We start from the raw sequence: 20417 nt of genomic DNA on the forward strand, positions 1-20417 counted from the left end.
TTTCCGCAGGCAATCCCGGAGCCGCATCGCGACCTAGGTCGCTGCTGGGTCTCCGTCGGATTGCTTTCCTGTCGGAGTCGGGGCGCCGTCGGGCGAGCAACGAAAACGATCGTCATCTGGCGGCCGTTTGTCTTCTTCCAAGACCTCGACGGCCGAAGAAAAAGCTCGATACTTACTTCGAATCGATGTATCAGGGGGAAGGGAAGGTAGACGCCGAGCCCGCCCGTCATCGACCCCGAGATCATCCGCCTCGGGCCGCCGTTCAACATCCGTTCCGTTTGTCAGACCGCGAAGGATGGATCGTGTCGACTTGTTGATCCTTAGATGCGCCCCCTGTGTGTTCTTCTCACACCATTATATGGGACGGAGGACAAAAGGTAACCAAGAACGGGCAGGCGAGACTCCTGAGGGAATAGCAAGCAAAGGGAGACCCAGCAGTGACGAAGTCGCGATGCGGCTCCCTGCTTGCCCCTAGGAAAGCGAGCCATGTCCGGATTGGGCATAACACCTATACTTTGTCTACAGTCTGAAAGCGTCGACTCTGTTGAGTCGGCGCTTTTTTATGCGGTCATCTGTGTAGGTTATTGTTTTACTTTTTGTTCCTCCATACATTTCAAAGCGGCCGTCCAGCTTCCGAACAACGCATTGATCGTCGATGTACTTGGGACGTTTCGACCTTCAGCCCATTTTCGGTAATGAAGGATACTAAAATGCGGTAGCTCTGTTTTGGCTAAGCGCAAGGCATCAATGACGTCTTCCTCATCCCACTTGCGTTTCGGTGGCGCGATATCCAAGACGAAAAGTGCATAGCTCCATGATCCATATTTTCGAGCGATTGTCGCCACTGTCGGATAGCCTTTTTCTTGTGCCCATACCGCGTAATGTTGGGATGTGAGACGCTCTAGCTTTTCAGAGGCCTCAATCAACGCTTGGATGATGCGTTCTTCATTGTTCCGTACCGTCGTCGTTTGAAGTTTGGCTTCACGTAACGCATTTGACCACGAACCGAATCGGCTACTGATCAGCGTCAAAGAAGGGGCTTGTGAAATTTTTGCCCAGGCACGATACGTCTGGCTCGTAAAGAGCTCGAGTTCTTCCGAGGCCTCAATCAGTGCCGTCAAAATATCTTCATCTGAGTAATAACGATACAACATCTTAATCTCCGCCGCCTGAACGGCTTCCCGCCAAGAACCAAATTTGTAGATCACGGTCGATAGGGAGGGGACGTCTTTGTTGCGGGCCCATAGTGTGTACTGTTTTGTGTCAAATTCATCGAGTTCGTCTGCTGCTTGTCTTAGGCATGAGAGGATCTGTTGCTCTGTCCATCGTTTCATCGTGATGTCTCTCCTTTTCAGAAGCATGTTGTGGCTTCAAAGGTCATGGTGTGGTCAAACAATGGTGGTCCTAAAGGAAAGCTAGAAAGATTATTCAGTGACGAGAGATGATGTAAGGGACATGTGAATTCGTTTACTGCTTTGGGATAATGCGACATAAACAAAATTTCAAAGTGAAAATAATCCAAATGTCCTACCTTATACTTCCCATAATACCCATATGAATTAAAAATATTCACAAAAGAAAAGAAAAACTCATTACACATTTGTTAAACCGTTTCATGACGAAATGTCATTCGTATCAAAAAGCTATTCTTTTCTTTTGAATTGTGAATCTTGAACGGGTACTTATCTAGCATCAACTCGAAGCTGATTGGGATGGAAGGTGGTGAAAGGATGAGTACTCCAACTGTTCGGTCTCCCATTGATCGAAAAAATGCGCTCTTGATGTTACTCGATATTACGATTGCGGCACTCGCAATTTTTGTGACATTTGACCTATTCTTTGCAAATGATCCAACGGTAACGTCTGATCCGTTAGATTTGATCTCAATCCTCGGATTGAAGACACTCGTTCTTCTCATTTTAGGATGGGTGACTCGGGTATACCGAATCGACTGGCGCTATGGATCGATGCGTGAATTGCAATTACTGGCGATTGTATTGGTCATGAGTGATACGTTCGTTTTATTTGCATCCTACTTATTGTTGGATGGCTTTTCCTATCAAGCAATTTTTATTCAAAGCTTAATCGCGTTTAACGGAATGTTATTTATCCGTCTCGTCGCAAGAACACGGTCGTTCTTCCAATTTCATGCACCGGTGTCGAACGGGAAAGCGACATTGGTCATTGGTGGCGGCGAATCGGGCCAAAAAATCATTAAAGAATTGAAAGAACACCGGACCAACGTCCTTCATGTCGTCGGGGTGTTGGATGATAATCCATTGCTTCACCGTCTTTACATTCACGGAACACCGGTCATCGGTTCGATTGATTTACTGGAGAGAAAAATTGAAGAGCTGAATATCGAAGTGGTTGTGTTGGCCATTCCTTCTCTTCCATACGGAGATCGCGTCCAACTGCTGAAACGAATTGAAAAGACGGGCGTGGAATCTCATGCACTACCGATGCTTGCGGAACTCGCATCCGGCAAAGTGTCATTAAATGAAATTCGAGAAGTGGCCATCGAAGATTTACTCGGACGTGAACCGGTTCAGCTCGATGTTTCGGAAATCTCTCAAACGTTGAGCGGGTTGACGATTTTCATCTCGGGTGCAGGAGGATCGATTGGTTCCGAGCTTTGTCGTCAATTGCTGAAGTTTCATCCAGGGAAACTGATTCTGTTTGGACATGGTGAAAATAGCATATATGCGATTGATCGAGAGCTTCGCTTACTTGGGTCCGATACAGAAATTTGTCCCGTCATCGGTGACGTCCAGGATCGGGCTCGATTAACAGAAGTGTTCGATCAGTATCGACCAGACGTTGTCTATCATGCGGCAGCTCATAAGCATGTTCCGCTCATGGAAGACAACCCAAGGGAAGCCGTAAAGAATAATATTTACGGGACAAAGAATATGGTGGAGGCCGCTGATTTCTTCGGAGTAAAACGATTCGTCATGATCTCGACAGACAAGGCGGTCAATCCAACGAACGTGATGGGTGCGACGAAACGTGTGGCAGAAATGGTGGTGCAGCAGCAGGCGAGACATAGCGAGACAAGATTTTCAGTTGTACGTTTCGGCAATGTCTTAGGGAGTCGAGGTTCGGTTGTCCCGCTCTTCAAGGAACAGATTCAAAAAGGCGGACCGATTACGGTGACGCATCCTGAGATGACCCGATACTTTATGACCATTCCAGAAGCGAGTCGTCTCGTCATTCAAGCGAGTGTACTCGCAAGCGGAGGAGAAGTATTCGTACTCGATATGGGCAATCCGGTCAAAATTGTAGATCTTGCGAAGCGAATGATTACATTGAGCGGTTTTACACTCGAACAAATCCCGATTCAGTTCAGTGGTATTCGCCCTGGTGAAAAGTTGTTCGAAGAACTACTTGCCTCGAGCGAACATACGAATCAAGTATATGAAAAAATCTTTGTCGGTTGTACGAGACCGTTTAAATCGGTCGATCCGATTTTAAAAACGATTGAGCATCTGCTCGATCAATCGAACGGACTCACCTCTTTCTTATTGTTTGTCGCCAATAACGAATTACCAGAAGAAGTGATGGAGAGTATTTTCGGTCCACAAATTGAACCGGTACGGATGCGAGTCAACGAGTCAGCGCAAAGGAGGAAGTCGTTATGAAGAAAACAGTGCTCGTCACCGGGGTAGCCGGGTTCATCGGATTTCATCTGGCTCGACGGTTATTAAAAGAAGGTCACCATGTCATTGGGATTGATGTGGTCAACGATTATTATGACCCGAGACTAAAAGAATCAAGACTTCATGTGTTGACCCATCCGCGGTTCAAATTATATCGGGACGCCCTTGAAAACAAGATGGCGATCACGCGTGTCTTTGAAAAAACGCGACCTCAAATCGTGGTCAATTTAGCGGCGCAGGCGGGGGTGCGATACAGTTTAGAAAATCCGGACGCCTATATCCAATCAAATATCGTTGGCTTCTTAAATATATTGGAGGCGTGTCGTTATTATCCGGTAGATCAGTTGATTTACGCATCATCGAGCTCGGTCTATGGCTCGAATCAAGCGATGCCATTTTCTGAACAGCATCCGGTCGACCATCCGTTATCTCTATACGCTGCATCGAAAAAAGCCAATGAGCTGATGGCTCATACGTACAGTCATTTATTCGGACTCAAGACAACGGGCCTACGATTCTTCAGTGTCTACGGACCTTGGGGACGGCCGGATATGGCACTGTACAAATTCACGGAGGCGATCTTAAAAGGTGAACCGATCGATGTATACAATTACGGCGAGATGGAGCGTGATTTCACATATATCGATGACATCATTGAGTCGATTGTCCGACTCATGGATATCGAACCGATGGCAGAAGAAGAGTTCGACTATAAACAACCGCTTCCTGACCGAAGTGACGTCCCGTTCCGTGTGTATAACATCGGGAATCAACAACCCGTGTCGTTGATGGACTTTATTCGAACGATTGAAGAACGTGTCGGCAAAAAGGCAATCCTTCGGTTGCTCCCTCTCCAAGCAGGCGATGTGCCTGCTAGCTTTGCGGACTCATCTTCTCTATACGAATCGATTGATTTTCAACCGCAAACTTCCATTCAAGACGGCGTAAACGCATTTATTGATTGGTACCTTACCTATCATCAAGTGCTAAAGGAGGGCATTGAATAATGGGGATAATCCAGGACCGAATCTATGCTAATTCACCGATTCGCATTCAAAACTGGTTGATTTCGTTATATGGAATCAAGCTATACCGGGAGCGATACGGTCCGTACTATCAACAAGAACTCGAACGACTGAGACGTACACAAGGGAGCTCGCCAGATGCGAGGTTAAATCACTTAAATCAATTTTTAACGTTTTGTAATCGGCATAACGCCTATTATCGCCGCCTCTTTAAAAAGCATCGTATTTCTCTACCGCTCGAACGACTAGAGGAGTTTGAACGAATTCCGCCATTAGAGAAGGAAACGTTACGAACAGATGAAACCATTTTTTCTGATATTCATGCCCCGATCATCGGTATGACCGGTGGAACGACAGGAAAATCGATTCAAGTACGCTTCACCGAATATGATTATCAAATTCGGATGGCACACCTTGATTATTTCAAAGAACAGCATGGTTTTTATCGAGGGATGAAACGAGCTAGCTTCACCGGACGAATGATTTGTCCACGAGCCCAAAAAAATGAGGTGTATTGGCGATACAACGCACCGATGAAACAGATGTTGTATTCAGTCGTTCATTCCAATCCGGCGACGATTCCATATTACATTGATTCGTTGAATCGGTTTCGGCCTGCTGCACTCGACGGCTCACCTTCCGATATGCTTGAAATCGCCAAATATTTAAAAAGACATGAGAAAACGTTATCGTTTCAACCGGTCGCATTATTCCCGACTTCGGAGACCCTCACGCCATCGGGTCGCTTGTTACTTGAAGAAATGTTTCAGGCCCCGGTGTTTGACCAATACGCCTCTTCTGAAGGAGCGCCGATCGTGACGGAATGTGAACAAGGAAAAATGCACTTGCGACCTGAGATGGGAATCATCGAGACAGATGGTTCTGGAGAAGCGCTCGTCACGAGTTTCACCACACACGGCACACCGCTCATTCGCTATCGAATCGGTGATCGGATGACAATCAGTGATACGAGTTGTCCGTGTGATGACCAAGATACAATCATCGAATCGATCGATGGTCGTCAAATGAATTATGTCGAGACACCGGAAGGTTATAAAGTGTTTGAAGGTGATTTGACGGCTGCTGTCGGAGTGTTGCCGAATTCTATCGTTCAAATTCAGGTGCTTCAGCATCAAATTGATGAGATTGAAATGTTGTATGTGAAAGACGAAGAGCGATTTGAACCAGAGCATGAAGCGGTACTCAAAAATGAAGTCGAGCGCCTCTTTACATCACGGATGAAAGTATTCATGAAAAGTGTCAGCAGTATTAAAAAAGAAAAAAACGGAAAAGTGCGGGTCGTGAAACGACTTCACGCATAGATGAGAGGAGACGACACTATGGCAGGGATTGCACTACGTGATCTATACATGAAATCACCAATTTCGGTACAACAGTGGATGACATCATTGTATGGAATGAAGTTATGGCAGGAACGATATGGTCGGACGTATGCGAATGAGTTGGTCGTATTAGCCAATCGGTCGAAAGAAAAAGAAGTCGTTGAAGCAGATCAATTGAAGCGGCTCAATGCGTTTCTTCAATTTTGTGAGACACACAATACGTACTATCAACGATTGTTTAAAGAGAATGATATTACGCTCCCTTTGAATTCGATAGAAGATTTGAAGCGTATCCCGGTGCTAGAGAAAGAAACGGTACGAAAAACCCCGGACATTCACTCCAACATTAAAATAGATATTTTAGGACGGACCGGGGGAACGACAGGAGCCTCTTTACAGGTTCACTTCACAAAAGAAGACTACCAGAAAAGAATGGCGCACGTGGATTTCTTTAAGGCGCAGCATGGTTTTCGAAAAGGGATGAAGCGTGCCAGTTTTACAGGACGTGCAATCTGTGATCCGAATCAGGAAAAGCCGATATTTTGGCGCTACAATCGTCCGCTCCATCAATTGTTACTTTCTCTTTATCATATTAAGCCGGAAACCATCCCACATTACGTCGCCGCATTGAATGCATTTAAACCGGTCGTCTTAGATAGTGCGCCATCTGCCATGATTGAACTGGCAAAATACATTAAAGAAAATCAGATTCAACTCGAGTTCCAGTTACTCGCCATTTTTCCAACCTCCGAAACGATTACACCTCAAGGTAGAGCGTTGTTAGAAGAGGCATTCCAAGCCCCGGTCTTTGACCAATACGCCTCATCCGAAGGGGCCCCGATCTTAACGGAATGTTCTCATGGGAATATGCATTTGCATCATGAAACGGGCGTGATTGAACCTTACGGAGAGGATGGAGAGATTCTTGTGACGAGCTTTACGACGCACGGAACCCCGCTCATTCGTTATCGGATTGGAGATCGAATGAAAATCGGGGAAGGAACATGCGCGTGTGGGCAAGGTGGAACGTATGTCACCTCGATTGAGGGACGTGAAAGCAATTACGTGCTTACCCCAGATCAACGAAAAATTTATGAAGGGGATTTGACCACTGTCGTTCGTAGCTTACCGAACTCGGTCATCCAAACGCAATATCGACAATCGGATGTATATCATATCGAACTCAAGTATGTTCCAGATCGTGAACGCTTTAAACCCGAACATGAAGAGATTTTGAAGCACGAGCTTGAACTTCTGTTTGGTAAAGAAGTCGAGATTACCTTGACCCCCGTACAGTCGATTCCACGGGGACCAAATGGAAAAATCATTGTGATTGATAAAACCGCATAATTCCGAGTCTTAGGAGGCAGATGGACATGGATAAACTCATCTCAGAATCACGCACAACACGAAAAACCATTGCCAATCGTCACGTTGCTGTTGTTGGGCTAGGATATGTCGGATTGCCTGTCGCCGTCGCATTAGGCGGTGTGGGCGATGTTATCGGAGTAGATATCAATGAAACACGGATCAATGAACTTAACCTCCATTTGGATAGTACACGAGAAGTGGAATCGGTCGACCTCGAGCAGGCAGCCGTTTTATATACGACGGATGTCACAAAACTAGAAGAGGCAGATTTTATCATCGTAGCCGTGCCGACACCGATTAACGATCAAAATCAACCGGATTTAGGTCCGATCTGTAGCGCGACTCGTGCCGTCGGATCTCATTTACGACCTGGTACAATCGTCGTCTATGAATCAACAGTCTATCCAGGATTGACAGAAGAAGAATGTGTCCCATTACTTGAAAAAACATCAGGGCTCCGGGCTGGGATTGATTTTAAAGTCGGCTATTCTCCTGAACGAATCAATCCGGGGGATCGTGAGCATACGTTCCGGACGATTAAAAAAGTCGTGGCAGCGGAAGATGAAGAAACGTTAGATGTGGTGGCAGCTGTTTATGAGACAGTGGTCGACGCTGGGGTTCATCGTGCCTCCTCGATTAAAGTGGCCGAAGCAGCGAAAGTCATCGAGAATACGCAACGTGATTTGAACATTGCGTTGATGAATGAATTAGCCATTATCTTTGATCGGATGAACATCGATACGCTTGAAGTGTTAGAGGCAGCGGGAACAAAGTGGAACTTTCTTAACTTCCGACCTGGTCTTGTAGGAGGCCATTGTATCGGTGTCGATCCATTCTACTTGACGATGAAATCGGAAATGCTCGGCTATCATCCGGAAGTGATTTTAGCAGGACGCCGAATCAATGAGACGATGGGTCGTTTCGTTGCTACATCGCTCATCAAAACGATGATCAGTCAAAATATGGCCATCCTTGGGTCTCGTGTCACGGTGATGGGTATGTCCTTCAAAGAAAACGTGAGTGATATTCGAAACTCGAAAGTCGCTTCCTTGATTCGAGAGGTCGAAGAATTCGGTTTAGAAGTACAAGTGTGCGACCCGCTCGTCGATCCGGAAGAGGTACGCCGCGAATATGGGATTGAGGTTAAATCATACTGTGACTTAAAACCAGCGGATGTCGTCATCTATGCCGTCTCTCACGATGAGTTCGTGCAAGAAGGCTGGAAGATTGCAGAGCGTCAGTTGAAACTCGGACGAGGAATCGTCATTGACTTGAAAGGCATGCTCGATCGTGCGATGAAGCCGGAGGAGGTGCACTTATGGCGCCTCTAAAAATCCTTCAATTTTGTGCAGTCGACATGACAGCGGATGTGTTGCTACGTCCTCTCATTGAGTCATTGAAAGCGGAAGGGCATGAAGTGGACGTCGCGTGTGCTTATGGGGATCGGACAGATCGACTTCGAGAAGAAGGATGGGTCATTCATACGCTTCCGATCGATCGGAAATTTAGTCCTCGCCGAAACTTACAAACCATTCAAGAACTGGTCAGGCTATTGCGTCGTGAAAAATATGATGCGATTCATGTTCACACACCGGTCGCCGCAGCGTTAGGAAGAGTTGCGGCCCGGATTGCCAGGACACCTCATATTCTCTATACCGCGCACGGGTTCTATTTCCACGAACGGATGGGACGAATCGCATACGAACTCGTCTTTTGGTTAGAGAAGTCACTTGCGGCATTGGCGACCGATTGGTTATTACTTCAAAGCGAAGAAGATTACTCACTCGCCAAAACGAGACACTTTAAACAAGATGAACGATTGATGCATCTTGGCAACGGGATTGATTTAACGCGCTTTTATCCAACGGAAAAATTCATTTCCCCCGACAGTCTAAAATTCCTGTTTGTAGGGCGTCTCGTTCAAGAAAAAGGGATTTTGGATTTGCTCCAAGCGTTTGATGAACTGACGGAACATTATCCGAATGCGACCTTGACCATCGCCGGAGAATTGATGACGAGCGAACGTGACCAAGAGACGGCGAAACAGGTAGAGGCACATTTAGCAAAAAATCCACAGATTCACTATGCCGGATTTGTTCGGGATACCCCTTCGTTATTTGCAGCACACGATGTCTTTTTACTCCCCTCTTACCGAGAAGGATTACCGCGCTCTATTCTTGAGGCCATGGCGTCCGGATTGCCGGTGATCGCGACAGATATCCGTGGCTGTCGAGAAGAAGTGACGGATGGAGAGACCGGATTTCTTGTCCCGGTCGGTCGACCGGACGCCTTGGCGTTGGCGATGCGCTGGTTCATTGAACACCCGGATCAGTGTGATTCGTTCGGACGGCGCGGGCGTGAAGTGGTGGAAGAGAAATTTGATGAGACTAAGATTTTGAGTCGCCAGCTTCATCTGTTCGCACAAATCAGTAGTCGTGAAGTAGGATGAGCCGATACTTCGATTACGTAAGGGGGAGGCGACATGGGAGAGCAACAACTGATTGATCATTTAAAAGAGGCTTCTTCGGACGGTCGCCTCACCATCTACATGTATCAGAAATGGCAGCGAATCCATGGCGGTGTCACCGTGATCGAGTTGTTGGAAATGTACGGGTCATGGACGAATGTATTGCGACTGGCGGGTCTAGAACAACAGACACCACGTTTTACAAAGAAAGAAATGATTCAAATGCTCCGTGAGGCGGCGAAAGAACATGATACCTTCAATAGCGCAGATTACCGAAAGTGGGCGATGACGAACCATGCTCCAACGCTGACAGAGGTCGTCATTCAATTCGGATCATGGAAAGTGGCCTTGATTGAAGCGAATTTAAAGAGCATTATTTCAATTGATCAAAAATGTGAAATCATCCAGGCGCTACTAGATGCCAATGAAGAAGTGCATCCGTTTACCTCGACCGCCTATGCGAGATGGGCGAAACAACATCAACGACCGAGTATCACGAAAGTGGTGCGACGTTTTGGGTCATGGTCCCAAGCATTAGATGAGATCGGGATTTCCACGCGAGAACTGTTCACAGAAAAACAAATGATGGATGCGCTACACGAGGCGGATGCACAATTGACATCACTCTCGCCATGGGGATATGAAGTATGGCAAAAAGAGCAGGGGAACCGTCCGACCTTAAAGGACATTCAACAAATGTTTGGTTCGTTTGATGTGGCCGTCTCAGAAATGCGACAAACTGCAAATCAGAGTGGGGGGAGATGAGAGGATGCGAATGGTGTTGTGTATGGGAGACCACTGGAGTTCACCCTTTGTTTATCAAGCGGTTCGTGATTTAGGTGTCACGCACGTGGTCATGGAAGATGGCCCTGCTCCGACGTACGTCACAACGTGGAAAGAACTTTTACAACAGTCGTATATGCACCTCATGACCCCAATGATGCGTTTATTTAGCAAAGAACGGATTGAGGAGTTAAAAACACGATATCCTTTCGAGGAACAGTCCATCCCGGAACAACGAATGACACGTGTCGTTTCTTTGAACGACCAAAAAGCGGAACATGTCATTCGACACCTGCGACCCGATGTGATCATCTTACACGAAGCGGCTGATCTGGATGAACGCTTTTTGCAGGAAATGAGATGTCCCATTTTTAAACTTACTCCGACCCTGGCAGAAAGCCAAAGGCATGCATATTGGGGGTTTCATACCTACACGTCAAGAAAAGAAATTCAAATTTGTCAGTGGACGAAGAAGGGGTGGACCCCTCTTACGAGCGAGGTATTGTACACAGGCGGGTCAGACAATTTTTCAACATTCCCTTATATCTATTTAGCAGAGGGTTTGCCGATGTTACGGGAACAACTTCAGAAAGGGTCGCAGCAAGACACCGAGCGACGACAAAAAGTCCAAGCCTGAGGCTTGGACTTAGCTGTTAGCGATACAATAGAATTGGATGGCCTCGTTATAATACATAGCGAGTCCTGGCTCGAAGCAATCATAAAATGCCGTGAATCGCTCATCCGCCACATACATCTGTCCGAGTCCACTGAACATGTCGAGCGAACAATCGTAAAAGTGCGTGTCGATGAAGCGATGATTGTCTTTGACAATCGATTGGACTCGTTCATCCTCGATAGCGACGTGTTCGCGATATAGATCGACGAGTGGCGCAATTAAATCGAGTTGCATTTGGTTGATCCGTTCCCAGTCTTCTTTGGAACGTGTCGATGCCCGTTCTTGCGCGGTTTTGTAAGCTGTACTGTCTCCCCAACGCTCTTGTACCTCATCTTGATGCTTCGCCTCGTGAGCTTGAATCTCCTCGTAAGACAATCCGTCAAACAATGATTTGTCATCCATCGGAATCCCTCCTTTGAGTGAGGTGAGGGTCGCTTCTGCCGTCTCGGCGAGCTGCGCGAAATAGGCGGCTTTCTGTCGCAACGCCTCGATATGCTCGCTCAACACATCAATCCGGTTGAACGTCGTCGAATCAAGCAATTCTCCGATTTGATCGAGGGGAACATCGAGCGTGCGATAGAGTAAGATGAGTTGCAACCGTTCCGCATCGCTCGAAGAATAACGCCGATAGCCGTTGACGTCGCGACTCGCAACGAGAAGACCGATTGCATCATAATGCCGAAGCGTTCGCGTTGTCGTTCCGGCGAGTGACGCAAGTTGTTGAATCGAATACATCCCTTCACCTCCTTAGCACAAGCGTAAAGGTTGACGTCGCGTCAAGGTCAAGCCTGTTTTTCAAATAATGAGAATCCGTTTCGTTCACCGATATAGCGGAAGCCGAACTGAGGATAGTAGTTATTCAAGAAGGCGTTGTCCGCGACACAATCCAATCGAATGGTCGTAGCCGTGTTTGCTAAGGCATGTTGCATCAAACGTTCTCCGATGCGTTCACCTTTCGCGCTCGAGTCCGTGACGAGGCGATGCAAATAGACGGCACCGTTCACGTCATTCCATAGATTATGGTCCCAATCGGTCGGTGGGATGAGACTGACGGCACCGACGACTTGTTGATCTCGTTCGTACACAAACACCGTCCCGTTCGTCAAATCGTGACGGACATAATCGGAACGGCTCGGCTCTAAATATTTGACCCATTGTGACTTCCCGGCTGCTTGGAATTCTTTTGCTTTCTTTACAATCAATTGATCGACTGCTGTAAAATCGTCGATTGTGGCAATTCGAAACATGATGAAGCACCTCGCTTTCATTTCTTTTCAAAATCGTGTAGGGTACACGTTGAGTATGCTGATGAAACATCTTTGTATCATCGAATGTTTTTTGGTAAGATAAATTTATTGCATCGTGCAAACGATTGCGCTAATGATATAAAGTTCACAGCACGAATAAGATAATTATAAATGATGAGCAGTGAGTTTTGGGATAAGGAGTATCTAGATCACATGCAACTTTTACAACGAGAACAACAACAAACACAAACGCTTAAACGCAACTGGTGGAAAGAAGCCGTCGCCTATCAGATTTATCCGCGCAGTTTTTATGACGCGAACGGAGACGGAATCGGAGACATTCAAGGAATCATTGATAAGCTCGACTATTTAAAAGACCTCGGCATTGACGTCATCTGGATTTGTCCGATGTATAAATCGCCAAACGATGACAACGGGTATGACATTAGTGACTACCAAGATATCATGGACGAATTCGGTACGATGGAAGACTTCGACCGCTTATTGGACGAGGTGCATCAGCGCGGTATGAAACTATTGCTCGACCTCGTCGTCAACCATACGTCGGATGAGCACCCTTGGTTCATTGAATCGAAGAGCTCAAAAGACAATCCGAAGCGCGACTGGTATATCTGGCGTGACGGAAAACCGGACGGATCGAAGCCGAATAACTGGGAATCCATTTTTGGCGGCTCGGCTTGGGAATTCGATGAAGCGACGGAGCAATACTACTTGCACGTCTTCTCGAAGAAACAGCCGGACCTCAACTGGGAAAACGCTGAGATGCGTACAGCCGTATACGACATGATCAACTGGTGGCTCGAAAAAGGGATCGACGGGTTCCGTGTCGATGCCATCAGCCACATCCGCAAGAATCCGACGTTCGCCGACTTGCCGAACCCGAACGACCTCGACTTCGTACCGTCGTTCGAGATGCACATGAACGTGGACGGGATTCACGACTATTTAGAAGAGCTTCGTGACGAGACGTTCAATAAACATGACATCATGACGGTCGGTGAGGCGAACGGGGTATCACCTGACGATGCCCATCTATGGGTCGGTGAAAAGGAAGGGAAGATGAACATGGTCTTCCAATTCGAACACATGGACCTATGGAGTGAAGATGCCGATTCGAAACTCGATGTCGTCCATTTGAAGAACGTGTTGACGAAATGGCAAAAAGGACTTGAAGCCGACGGATGGAACGCCCTTTACGTCGAAAACCATGACCAGACACGTACGGTCTCGAAATGGGGAGACGACGAACGTTACTGGAAAGAAAGTGCGAAGTCGATTGCGATGATGTACTTCCTCATGCAAGGAACGCCATTCATCTATCAAGGTCAAGAAATTGGGATGACGAACGTCAAATTCGATTCAATCGACCAATATGACGATATCGCGACACGCAATCGCTACTATATCGGTGTCGAGCAAGGGAAGAGTCATGACGAGATGATGCGCATCACATGGAACTCGTCACGCGACAACACGCGCACACCGATGCAGTGGAGTGACGCACCGAACGCTGGCTTCACGTTCGCGGAGAAACCATGGTTCGGCATCAATCCGAACTATACAGACATCAACGTCGAATCACAGCTTGAAGATGAGGACTCCATCTTTAACTTCTATAAAGAGATGATCCAACTCCGTAAAGACGATGAGACGTTTGTATACGGGGTGTATGATGTCGTCTTGCCAGATCACCCGGAAGTCTATGCGTATACGCGTACGCTCGGTGATACGCAGTACCTCGTCGTCACGAACTTGACGGCGAAAGAGACGATGTCCGATATGGGTCAAACGCTTCGTGCGCAAGATGTCGTCTTGAGCAACATGCCGATTGAAGGCGACGTTGAATCGACGCTTCTTCACTTGAAGCCGTTCGAAGGCCGTGTGTATAAAATTAGCTAATGTTTCAAAACTCCAAGGTCGTGGACGAAAATTCGTCTGCGGCCTTTTGTTGTGAATAGAGGGGATAAAGGTGACTCATGCGAACTCTTTATAGAGATGAAAAAGGAGGAATGATAGATGAGACTATTATTAACGTCAGCAGGTATTAAGAACGAAAGCATCAAACGAGCGCTTCTGGAATTATTGGGTAAACCGATTGAGGAGTGTGAGGCACTCTGTATACCGACAGCCATTTATGCATTGAATGGGGGGACGAAACACGCATGGAACTTTTTCAATGGGAATTTCTCGACCCCGATGTGTGAGTTAGGTTGGAAGTCGGTTGGGGTGCTCGAACTGAGCGCGCTTCCGAGTATTGATGAATCGGTGTGGAGACCGACGTTTGAACAGGCCGACGTCCTGTTAGTGAACGGTGGCGACCCGCTCTTTTTACATCATTGGATGGAACAGTCCGGGGTGGCGGCGTTACTCCCTTCTTGGAATGGAGTCTACGTCGGATTGAGTGCGGGGAGCATGGTGATGACTCCACGAATCGGCGAGGAGTTTGTCGGATGGCGTTCATCCGATGAGCAGAGCGATGAGACGTTAGGGTTTGTCGACTTCTCGATTTTTCCGCACCTCGACCATGAAATGTTACCGGGGAACACATCACGTCATGCAGCGGATTGGGCGGAAACATTACAAGCACCAGCTTATGCGATTGACGACGAGACCGCAATTCGTGTGAAGGATGGAAAGGTCGATGTGATTTCGGAAGGAAAGTGGAAGAAGTTTTTCTGACTGTATAAAACCAATAGGAAGGGGACCTGAGAGATTGAATCGATTTATACATCAACGAAAACAAAGCGAATCATCGTACGACCGTTAGAGAAACAAGATTATGACGCGTGGTTAAGTGGCTTCACCAATCGTCTTGTTTCGCAACATGAGTATGATCCTGGGAAGTTAGACATGAGCGACTGTACGTCCGTTTGGTTTGACCAGCTAGTTGACAATCATCAGTCACTTGCGCTTGAAGACGAGGCACATGTCTTCGCCATTTTCCGACTTGACGATGGGGCACACCTTGGTATGGGGGATTTTTCTACGCTTGCGCGAGATGCGTTTCAATGGGGGAGGGTCGGGTATACGATTCATAATCAGCATTGGGGCCAGGGGTATGGCACAGAAGCAGTCGACCTGGCAATGCGCATCGCTTTTGACGAGTTGAACTTTCAACGAATCGAGGCACATATCAATCTCGGCAATGAGGCGTCCATTCGTCTTGCGGAGCGTGTCGGGATGACATACGAATGCACGAGAGATGGGTTCATCTATGAGAACGATGAGTGGGTAGATCATCTTGTCTATGTGAAAACGAAGCACCGTCGATAGAACGATTCCTGCTAAATATGGTACGATGAGTTGACGGAAAGGGGGATGAGCATGGCGATTGAACCACTTCGCGTGCGTGTCCAGCAAACAACACGGATGAGTGATATTCCGGAAGCGATTGAGTTAACGATGGGTGGATTATATTATCCATTGAAGACGGGATTTATTCTCATGTTTGACCAACAACAAGAGGACGGACCGGTCCCGACGACAATCAAGTATACGCCGGAACGATTGGCACTCATCTGCAAAGGACCGATCGAGATGAATCACTCCTTCATCGAAGGTCGCTTCACGCAAAGCTTATACAAGAATCCATATATGTCGATGACGATGGCGACGACGACATCGCGACTCGATGTGTCCGAAGAATCATGTACGTTCGTATATGAATTATCCATGAACGAAGAAGATGTAGGGATATATGAGGTACATGTCGCATGGACATTTGAAGGAGGAGATGACGTATGAACTTTACAGAACGCGTAAACAAGATTGAAGAAATGTTAAATGAAGACTGGTTTGAGATGCTCGAAACGAACGAAGAAGAGTATGAAGAGTGGCGCGGTCGTCTTGAAGATCATGCCGAACAAGTGATTGCACATTATGACCAGGAGAACGGGGTCGATGTCAATTCAATCGATAAACTGCTTCAATTGAATGATGAGTTCCCGCTTCTTTATGGAGAAGATACGGTTCGCCTGTATATCGCACTCATCGAGGCACGCCCAGAAGACAAAGCGGTTTACGATCGGTACGTCGATTATTTGGCTGCCATCAGCGATGCATCACACGAACAGTTTTTACATTTCCATACGCTCGTCGAAGCGGGACGGTTAGAGGAAGCGAGACAACTCGCGCCACATATGCCGCAGCGTCTCGGACTCGAAGAGTAAGCATAGCGAAAGTGTCATCTGAACAGGATGGCTCTTTTTTTATGCCTGAAAGGGGGACACAATTCGTTCTGGACGTCCATTTTACTTCGATAATTTGTTCTCTAAGATGAAGGAACAAGGAAATCAATTTAGAGAACACGAATGGAAAGGAATAAAGGGGGAAATGGGATGTTGAGACTAATCAAGACGTCTGTCGAACAAAAAGAAGAGATTCTCGCATTTTTAGAGGAATGGTATGAACGCGATGAGCGAATCGTCCCGACTTCGGTGGACCGTGAAACGACGGACTTCGAGGCATACGTCAACACGTTACGTCAGAAAGAGTTACGTGAGAACGTAGAGGAAGGTTGGGTCCCGAGCACGACGTATTGGCTCACGGACGGGAAAGAGCTTCTCGGGGCGGCGAACATTCGTCACGAGTTGAATGAATCACTTTTGAAGATTGGTGGGCATGTCGGGTACGGGGTGAAACCGAGTGCGCGCGGACGCGGACTTGCTACCATCCAACTGCAACTTGCGCTCGAGAAAGTAAAAGAACTTGGCATTGAGCGTGCACTCATCACGTGTAACCGGACTAACGTCGCTTCCCGTCAAGTCATTTTAAACAATGGGGGCGTTGCGGACACACCGTACACGGAAGAAGACGGGACGATCGTCGAGCGGTTTTGGATTGACTTGAGAGGGTGAAGACGAGATGGCGAACTGGATTATCATCTATTTGGCGCTGATTAACTTCTTCGGCATTTATTTGTTTCGGGAAGAGACCGTACCTTCAAAGAAATGGTTCTCTTTCTCAAGCGGGATCGCCATCACATATTTCTTCATGTATCTTTTGCCGTCGTTGAACAAACGCCAGGACACGCTTCGCGTCGATTGGTTGAATTTGGCGTTACCTTCAGAAATCTACATCGTCAGTCTCATCGGATTCACGGTGTTCTACGGTACAATGCGGTTCGTTCGAACCCCTCACTTTCAAGATGAGGCGGTCGATCGGGCCGTTTCGTATTGGCTACAGGTGACACTTCTCACGGCATACATGACATTTTCGGCGTATGTCGTGACGGCCGATTCGGTGACGTTCGTTGCGAGAAGCTTCTATGCGACAGCGCTCGGCGTGCATTTTTTAGCGCTTGGTCATGACTTGAATCGGCACTATGGAGAACGTTACGTGCGACAAGGACGCTACTTGTTGAGCGGCGGGATTTTGCTCGGTGGGTTCGTTTCACGCTGGATTGACTTGGCTGCGCACATCGAAGCGCTCTGCTTTGCGTTCGTAGCTGGAGCAATGATTCTCAATATCGTGAAGTTTGAACTCCCGTCGGATCGAAATCTGCACTTCCGCACATTTGTATTGGCGGTATGCAGTTATGGGGGATTATTGCTCATCTTGAAACATCTTCTAAACTTCTAACGAGAACTTCACAAAAATGAATGACTGTTCATTCATCATTTGATATACTGAATTCAAGATTGAATCCGTTTTCATAAGGGGGAGTTTTGGGGATGTCTACATTTTTAATGGTCAACTGGATTCTATTCTTGCTCGTCCTCGGCTATGGTGTATATTTATTTGCTACGCTGGTTCATCAGCGCTATACGTTCATCAAGCTCGGGAAAAAAGCAGAATGGCGCCAAACGAACAAAGAACGACTTGAACAGGTCATGATCAACGTGTTCGGTCAAAAGAAATTGTTGAAGGATAAAAAGAGTGGCGCCATTCACGTCATGATGTTTTATGGCTTCATCCTCGTCCAATTCGGGGCGATTGATTTTATTTGGAAAGGACTAGCGGTCGGAACGCGCTTCCCACACATTCCGCTCGGTCCACTTTATCCAATCTTCACATTCATGCAAGAAATCGTCATGCTCATGATTCTCGTCGCGGTTGTTTGGGGATTCTACCGTCGTTACGTCGAGAAGCTCGTACGCTTGAAACGAAACTTCTTAGCAGGTCTCGCCCTCATCTTCATCGGCGGGTTGATGGTTTCCGTCTTATTTGGGAACGGGTTTTACCTCGTCTACAAGGAAGAGCTCCCGATGTGGGGTGAACCGGTCGCGACACTCATCGGGTCTGTATTCTCTTGGGTACCAGGCTCGGTCGCTTTCGCCTTGTTCGTTGTCTTTTGGTGGATGCACCTCTTATTCTTACTCAGCTTCATGGTCTACATTCCGCAAGGTAAACACGCGCACTTGATCGCCGGTACGCTCAACGTTTGGCTCGGCCGCACACACAAAGTCGGTCGCTTGGCACCTGTTGATTTTTCAGCGATGGAAGAAGCGGAGGAGTCGGATGAAGAGATTGTCTTCGGGGTCAACAAGATTGAAGACTTTAACCAGAAGCAACTCGTCGACTTATATGCCTGTGTCGAGTGCGGACGTTGTACGAATGTATGTCCGGCAACCGGAACTGGGAAGATGTTGTCGCCGATGGACTTGATCGTCAAGCTTCGTGACCATATGAATATGAAGGGTGCGGCGGTCACGAGAAAATCACCGTGGGCACCGGCACTCATGTTCCAAAACACGCAAGGTGCTGAAATTGCAGCAGCGGCGCAAGATGGACATATGCTCGTTGCAGACGAATTGATCGGTAACGTCATCACGGAAGAAGAAATCTGGGCGTGTACGACATGCCGTAACTGTGAAGATCAATGTCCGGTCATGAACGAGCACGTCGATAAAATCATCGACCTTCGTCGTTACCTCGTCATGATGGAAGGAAAAATGGACCCAGAAGCGCAGCGCACGGTCGCGAATATCGAGCGTCAAGGAAACCCGTGGGGAATGAACCGGAAAGAACGCGAGAACTGGCGCAAAGATACAGAGCTCGTCATCCCGACGACGAAAGAGAAGAAAAAAGCGGGAGAAGAATTTGAGTATCTCTTCTGGGTCGGTGCGATGGGCTCTTACGATAGCCGTAGCCAAAAAGTCGCGCAGAGCTTTGCGAGCGTGTTGAACAAGGCGGGCGTCTCATTCGCTATTCTTGGAAATGAAGAGAAGAACTCAGGGGATACTCCACGTCGAATCGGAAACGAGTTGCTCTTCCAAGAACTCGCCGAAGCGAACATTAAACTCTTTGAGAAGTATGGGGTGACAAAAATCGTCACAGTCGACCCACACGCCTACAACACCTTCAAAAATGAGTATCCGGACTTCGGTTTGACTGACGTGAAAGTGTATCACCATACCGAGTTGCTCGCGGAGTTGCTCGATACGGGTCGAATCCAGCCGGATCTTCAAGTGAATGAACGTGTCGTCTATCACGACTCATGTTACCTCGGTCGTTACAACGGCATTTATGATGCACCACGATTCGTCCTCGAACGCATACCGGGTGTCGAGCTCGTCGAAGCGACACGTAACCGTGAAAACGGCATGTGCTGTGGAGCGGGTGGTGGTCTCATGTGGCAGGAAGAAAAAGTCGGGACACGTGTCAACGTGGCTCGGACGGAACAGTTGCTTGAAACGAAACCGACGGTCATCGGATCGGCATGTCCGTACTGCTTGACGATGTTATCAGATGGAACGAAAGCGAAGGAAGTTGATGAGACGGTCGGCACGTTCGATGTCGTCGAATTGCTCGATCGCTCGCTGCAGGCCATCGAGATTCCAGAACCAGTTGTCCAATAATAAAACAAGGCACGGTCCGCGGACCG

At 47.5% G+C, this 20417-nt stretch carries 19 protein-coding genes; 16 read left to right on the forward strand and 3 right to left on the reverse strand.

What is annotated here, in order from left to right; all coding sequences use genetic code 11:
- Positions 1-581: 581 nt before the first annotated feature.
- Complete coding sequence (locus tag KNO94_RS13320) at positions 582-1334, reverse strand: homing endonuclease associated repeat-containing protein (RefSeq protein ID WP_214742149.1); 753 nt, start codon at positions 1332-1334, stop codon at positions 582-584.
- A gap of 396 nt (positions 1335-1730) precedes the next feature.
- Between KNO94_RS13320 and KNO94_RS13325 the strand changes: the two genes are divergently transcribed.
- Genes KNO94_RS13325 through KNO94_RS13360 form a run of 8 tightly spaced genes read left to right on the forward strand, consistent with a single transcriptional unit; the run spans position 1731 to position 11285 of the window.
- Positions 1731-3641 (forward strand): polysaccharide biosynthesis protein, encoded by a 1911-nt coding sequence (locus tag KNO94_RS13325; RefSeq protein WP_214780464.1) that lies wholly within the window; start codon positions 1731-1733, stop codon positions 3639-3641.
- Entirely contained in the window at positions 3638-4666 is a 1029-nt protein-coding gene (locus KNO94_RS13330) for an NAD-dependent epimerase (protein WP_214780466.1), read from the forward strand. The genes KNO94_RS13325 and KNO94_RS13330 overlap by 4 nt, the downstream gene beginning before the upstream one ends.
- Positions 4666-6006, forward strand: a complete 1341-nt coding sequence (locus tag KNO94_RS13335; RefSeq protein WP_214780468.1) for a phenylacetate--CoA ligase family protein — start codon at positions 4666-4668, stop codon at positions 6004-6006. The genes KNO94_RS13330 and KNO94_RS13335 overlap by 1 nt, the downstream gene beginning before the upstream one ends.
- A gap of 18 nt (positions 6007-6024) precedes the next feature.
- A complete protein-coding gene (locus tag KNO94_RS13340; RefSeq protein WP_214780470.1) occupies positions 6025-7377 on the forward strand; it encodes a phenylacetate--CoA ligase family protein in 1353 nt (450 codons plus the stop codon).
- A 26-nt stretch (positions 7378-7403) separates the two neighbouring features.
- Positions 7404-8729 carry a nucleotide sugar dehydrogenase gene (locus tag KNO94_RS13345; RefSeq protein ID WP_214780472.1) on the forward strand — a complete coding sequence of 442 codons (1326 nt, stop codon included), beginning with the start codon at positions 7404-7406 and terminating at the stop codon, positions 8727-8729.
- Complete coding sequence (locus KNO94_RS13350; RefSeq protein ID WP_214742143.1) at positions 8717-9847, forward strand: glycosyltransferase family 4 protein; 1131 nt, start codon at positions 8717-8719, stop codon at positions 9845-9847. Before KNO94_RS13345 ends, KNO94_RS13350 begins: the two co-directional genes overlap by 13 nt.
- Positions 9848-9880: 33 nt before the next feature.
- Positions 9881-10630, forward strand: a complete 750-nt coding sequence (locus tag KNO94_RS13355; RefSeq protein ID WP_214780474.1) for a hypothetical protein — start codon at positions 9881-9883, stop codon at positions 10628-10630.
- Between the two features lie 4 nt (positions 10631-10634).
- Complete coding sequence (locus KNO94_RS13360) at positions 10635-11285, forward strand: hypothetical protein (protein WP_214780476.1); 651 nt, start codon at positions 10635-10637, stop codon at positions 11283-11285.
- Positions 11286-11294: 9 nt separating this feature from the next.
- Here KNO94_RS13360 and KNO94_RS13365 read toward each other — a convergent pair whose 3' ends face one another.
- Positions 11295-12059 (reverse strand): MerR family transcriptional regulator, encoded by a 765-nt coding sequence (locus KNO94_RS13365; protein ID WP_214780478.1) that lies wholly within the window; start codon positions 12057-12059, stop codon positions 11295-11297.
- A 47-nt stretch (positions 12060-12106) separates the two neighbouring features.
- Entirely contained in the window at positions 12107-12571 is a 465-nt protein-coding gene (locus KNO94_RS13370; protein ID WP_214780480.1) for a GNAT family N-acetyltransferase, read from the reverse strand.
- Between the two features lie 213 nt (positions 12572-12784).
- Between KNO94_RS13370 and KNO94_RS13375 the strand changes: the two genes are divergently transcribed.
- The 8 genes from KNO94_RS13375 to KNO94_RS13410 all read left to right on the forward strand — a co-directional run bounded on the left by KNO94_RS13375 (position 12785) and on the right by KNO94_RS13410 (position 20391).
- Positions 12785-14491, forward strand: coding sequence for a glycoside hydrolase family 13 protein (locus KNO94_RS13375; protein WP_214780482.1), 1707 nt, complete (start codon positions 12785-12787; stop codon positions 14489-14491).
- Between the two features lie 117 nt (positions 14492-14608).
- A complete protein-coding gene (locus KNO94_RS13380; RefSeq protein WP_214780484.1) occupies positions 14609-15271 on the forward strand; it encodes a Type 1 glutamine amidotransferase-like domain-containing protein in 663 nt (220 codons plus the stop codon).
- A gap of 72 nt (positions 15272-15343) precedes the next feature.
- The gene (locus KNO94_RS13385) at positions 15344-15865 is read left to right on the forward strand and encodes a GNAT family N-acetyltransferase (protein WP_353047863.1); all 522 of its coding nucleotides are present in this window, start codon (positions 15344-15346) and stop codon (positions 15863-15865) included.
- A gap of 51 nt (positions 15866-15916) precedes the next feature.
- Positions 15917-16336 carry a YwiB family protein gene (locus tag KNO94_RS13390; protein WP_214780486.1) on the forward strand — a complete coding sequence of 140 codons (420 nt, stop codon included), beginning with the start codon at positions 15917-15919 and terminating at the stop codon, positions 16334-16336.
- Positions 16333-16761 (forward strand): hypothetical protein, encoded by a 429-nt coding sequence (locus KNO94_RS13395; protein WP_214742134.1) that lies wholly within the window; start codon positions 16333-16335, stop codon positions 16759-16761. The genes KNO94_RS13390 and KNO94_RS13395 overlap by 4 nt, the downstream gene beginning before the upstream one ends.
- A gap of 168 nt (positions 16762-16929) precedes the next feature.
- Positions 16930-17448 (forward strand): GNAT family N-acetyltransferase, encoded by a 519-nt coding sequence (locus tag KNO94_RS13400; RefSeq protein WP_214780488.1) that lies wholly within the window; start codon positions 16930-16932, stop codon positions 17446-17448.
- 7 nt (positions 17449-17455) lie between these two features.
- Positions 17456-18172 carry a hypothetical protein gene (locus tag KNO94_RS13405; RefSeq protein ID WP_214780490.1) on the forward strand — a complete coding sequence of 239 codons (717 nt, stop codon included), beginning with the start codon at positions 17456-17458 and terminating at the stop codon, positions 18170-18172.
- A 92-nt stretch (positions 18173-18264) separates the two neighbouring features.
- Positions 18265-20391 (forward strand): (Fe-S)-binding protein, encoded by a 2127-nt coding sequence (locus KNO94_RS13410; protein ID WP_214780492.1) that lies wholly within the window; start codon positions 18265-18267, stop codon positions 20389-20391.
- Positions 20392-20417: the final 26 nt, after the last annotated feature.

Origin of the sequence: Exiguobacterium sp. s22, assembly GCF_018617455.1 — a bacterium.
Lineage (GTDB): Bacteria > Bacillota > Bacilli > Exiguobacteriales > Exiguobacteriaceae > Exiguobacterium.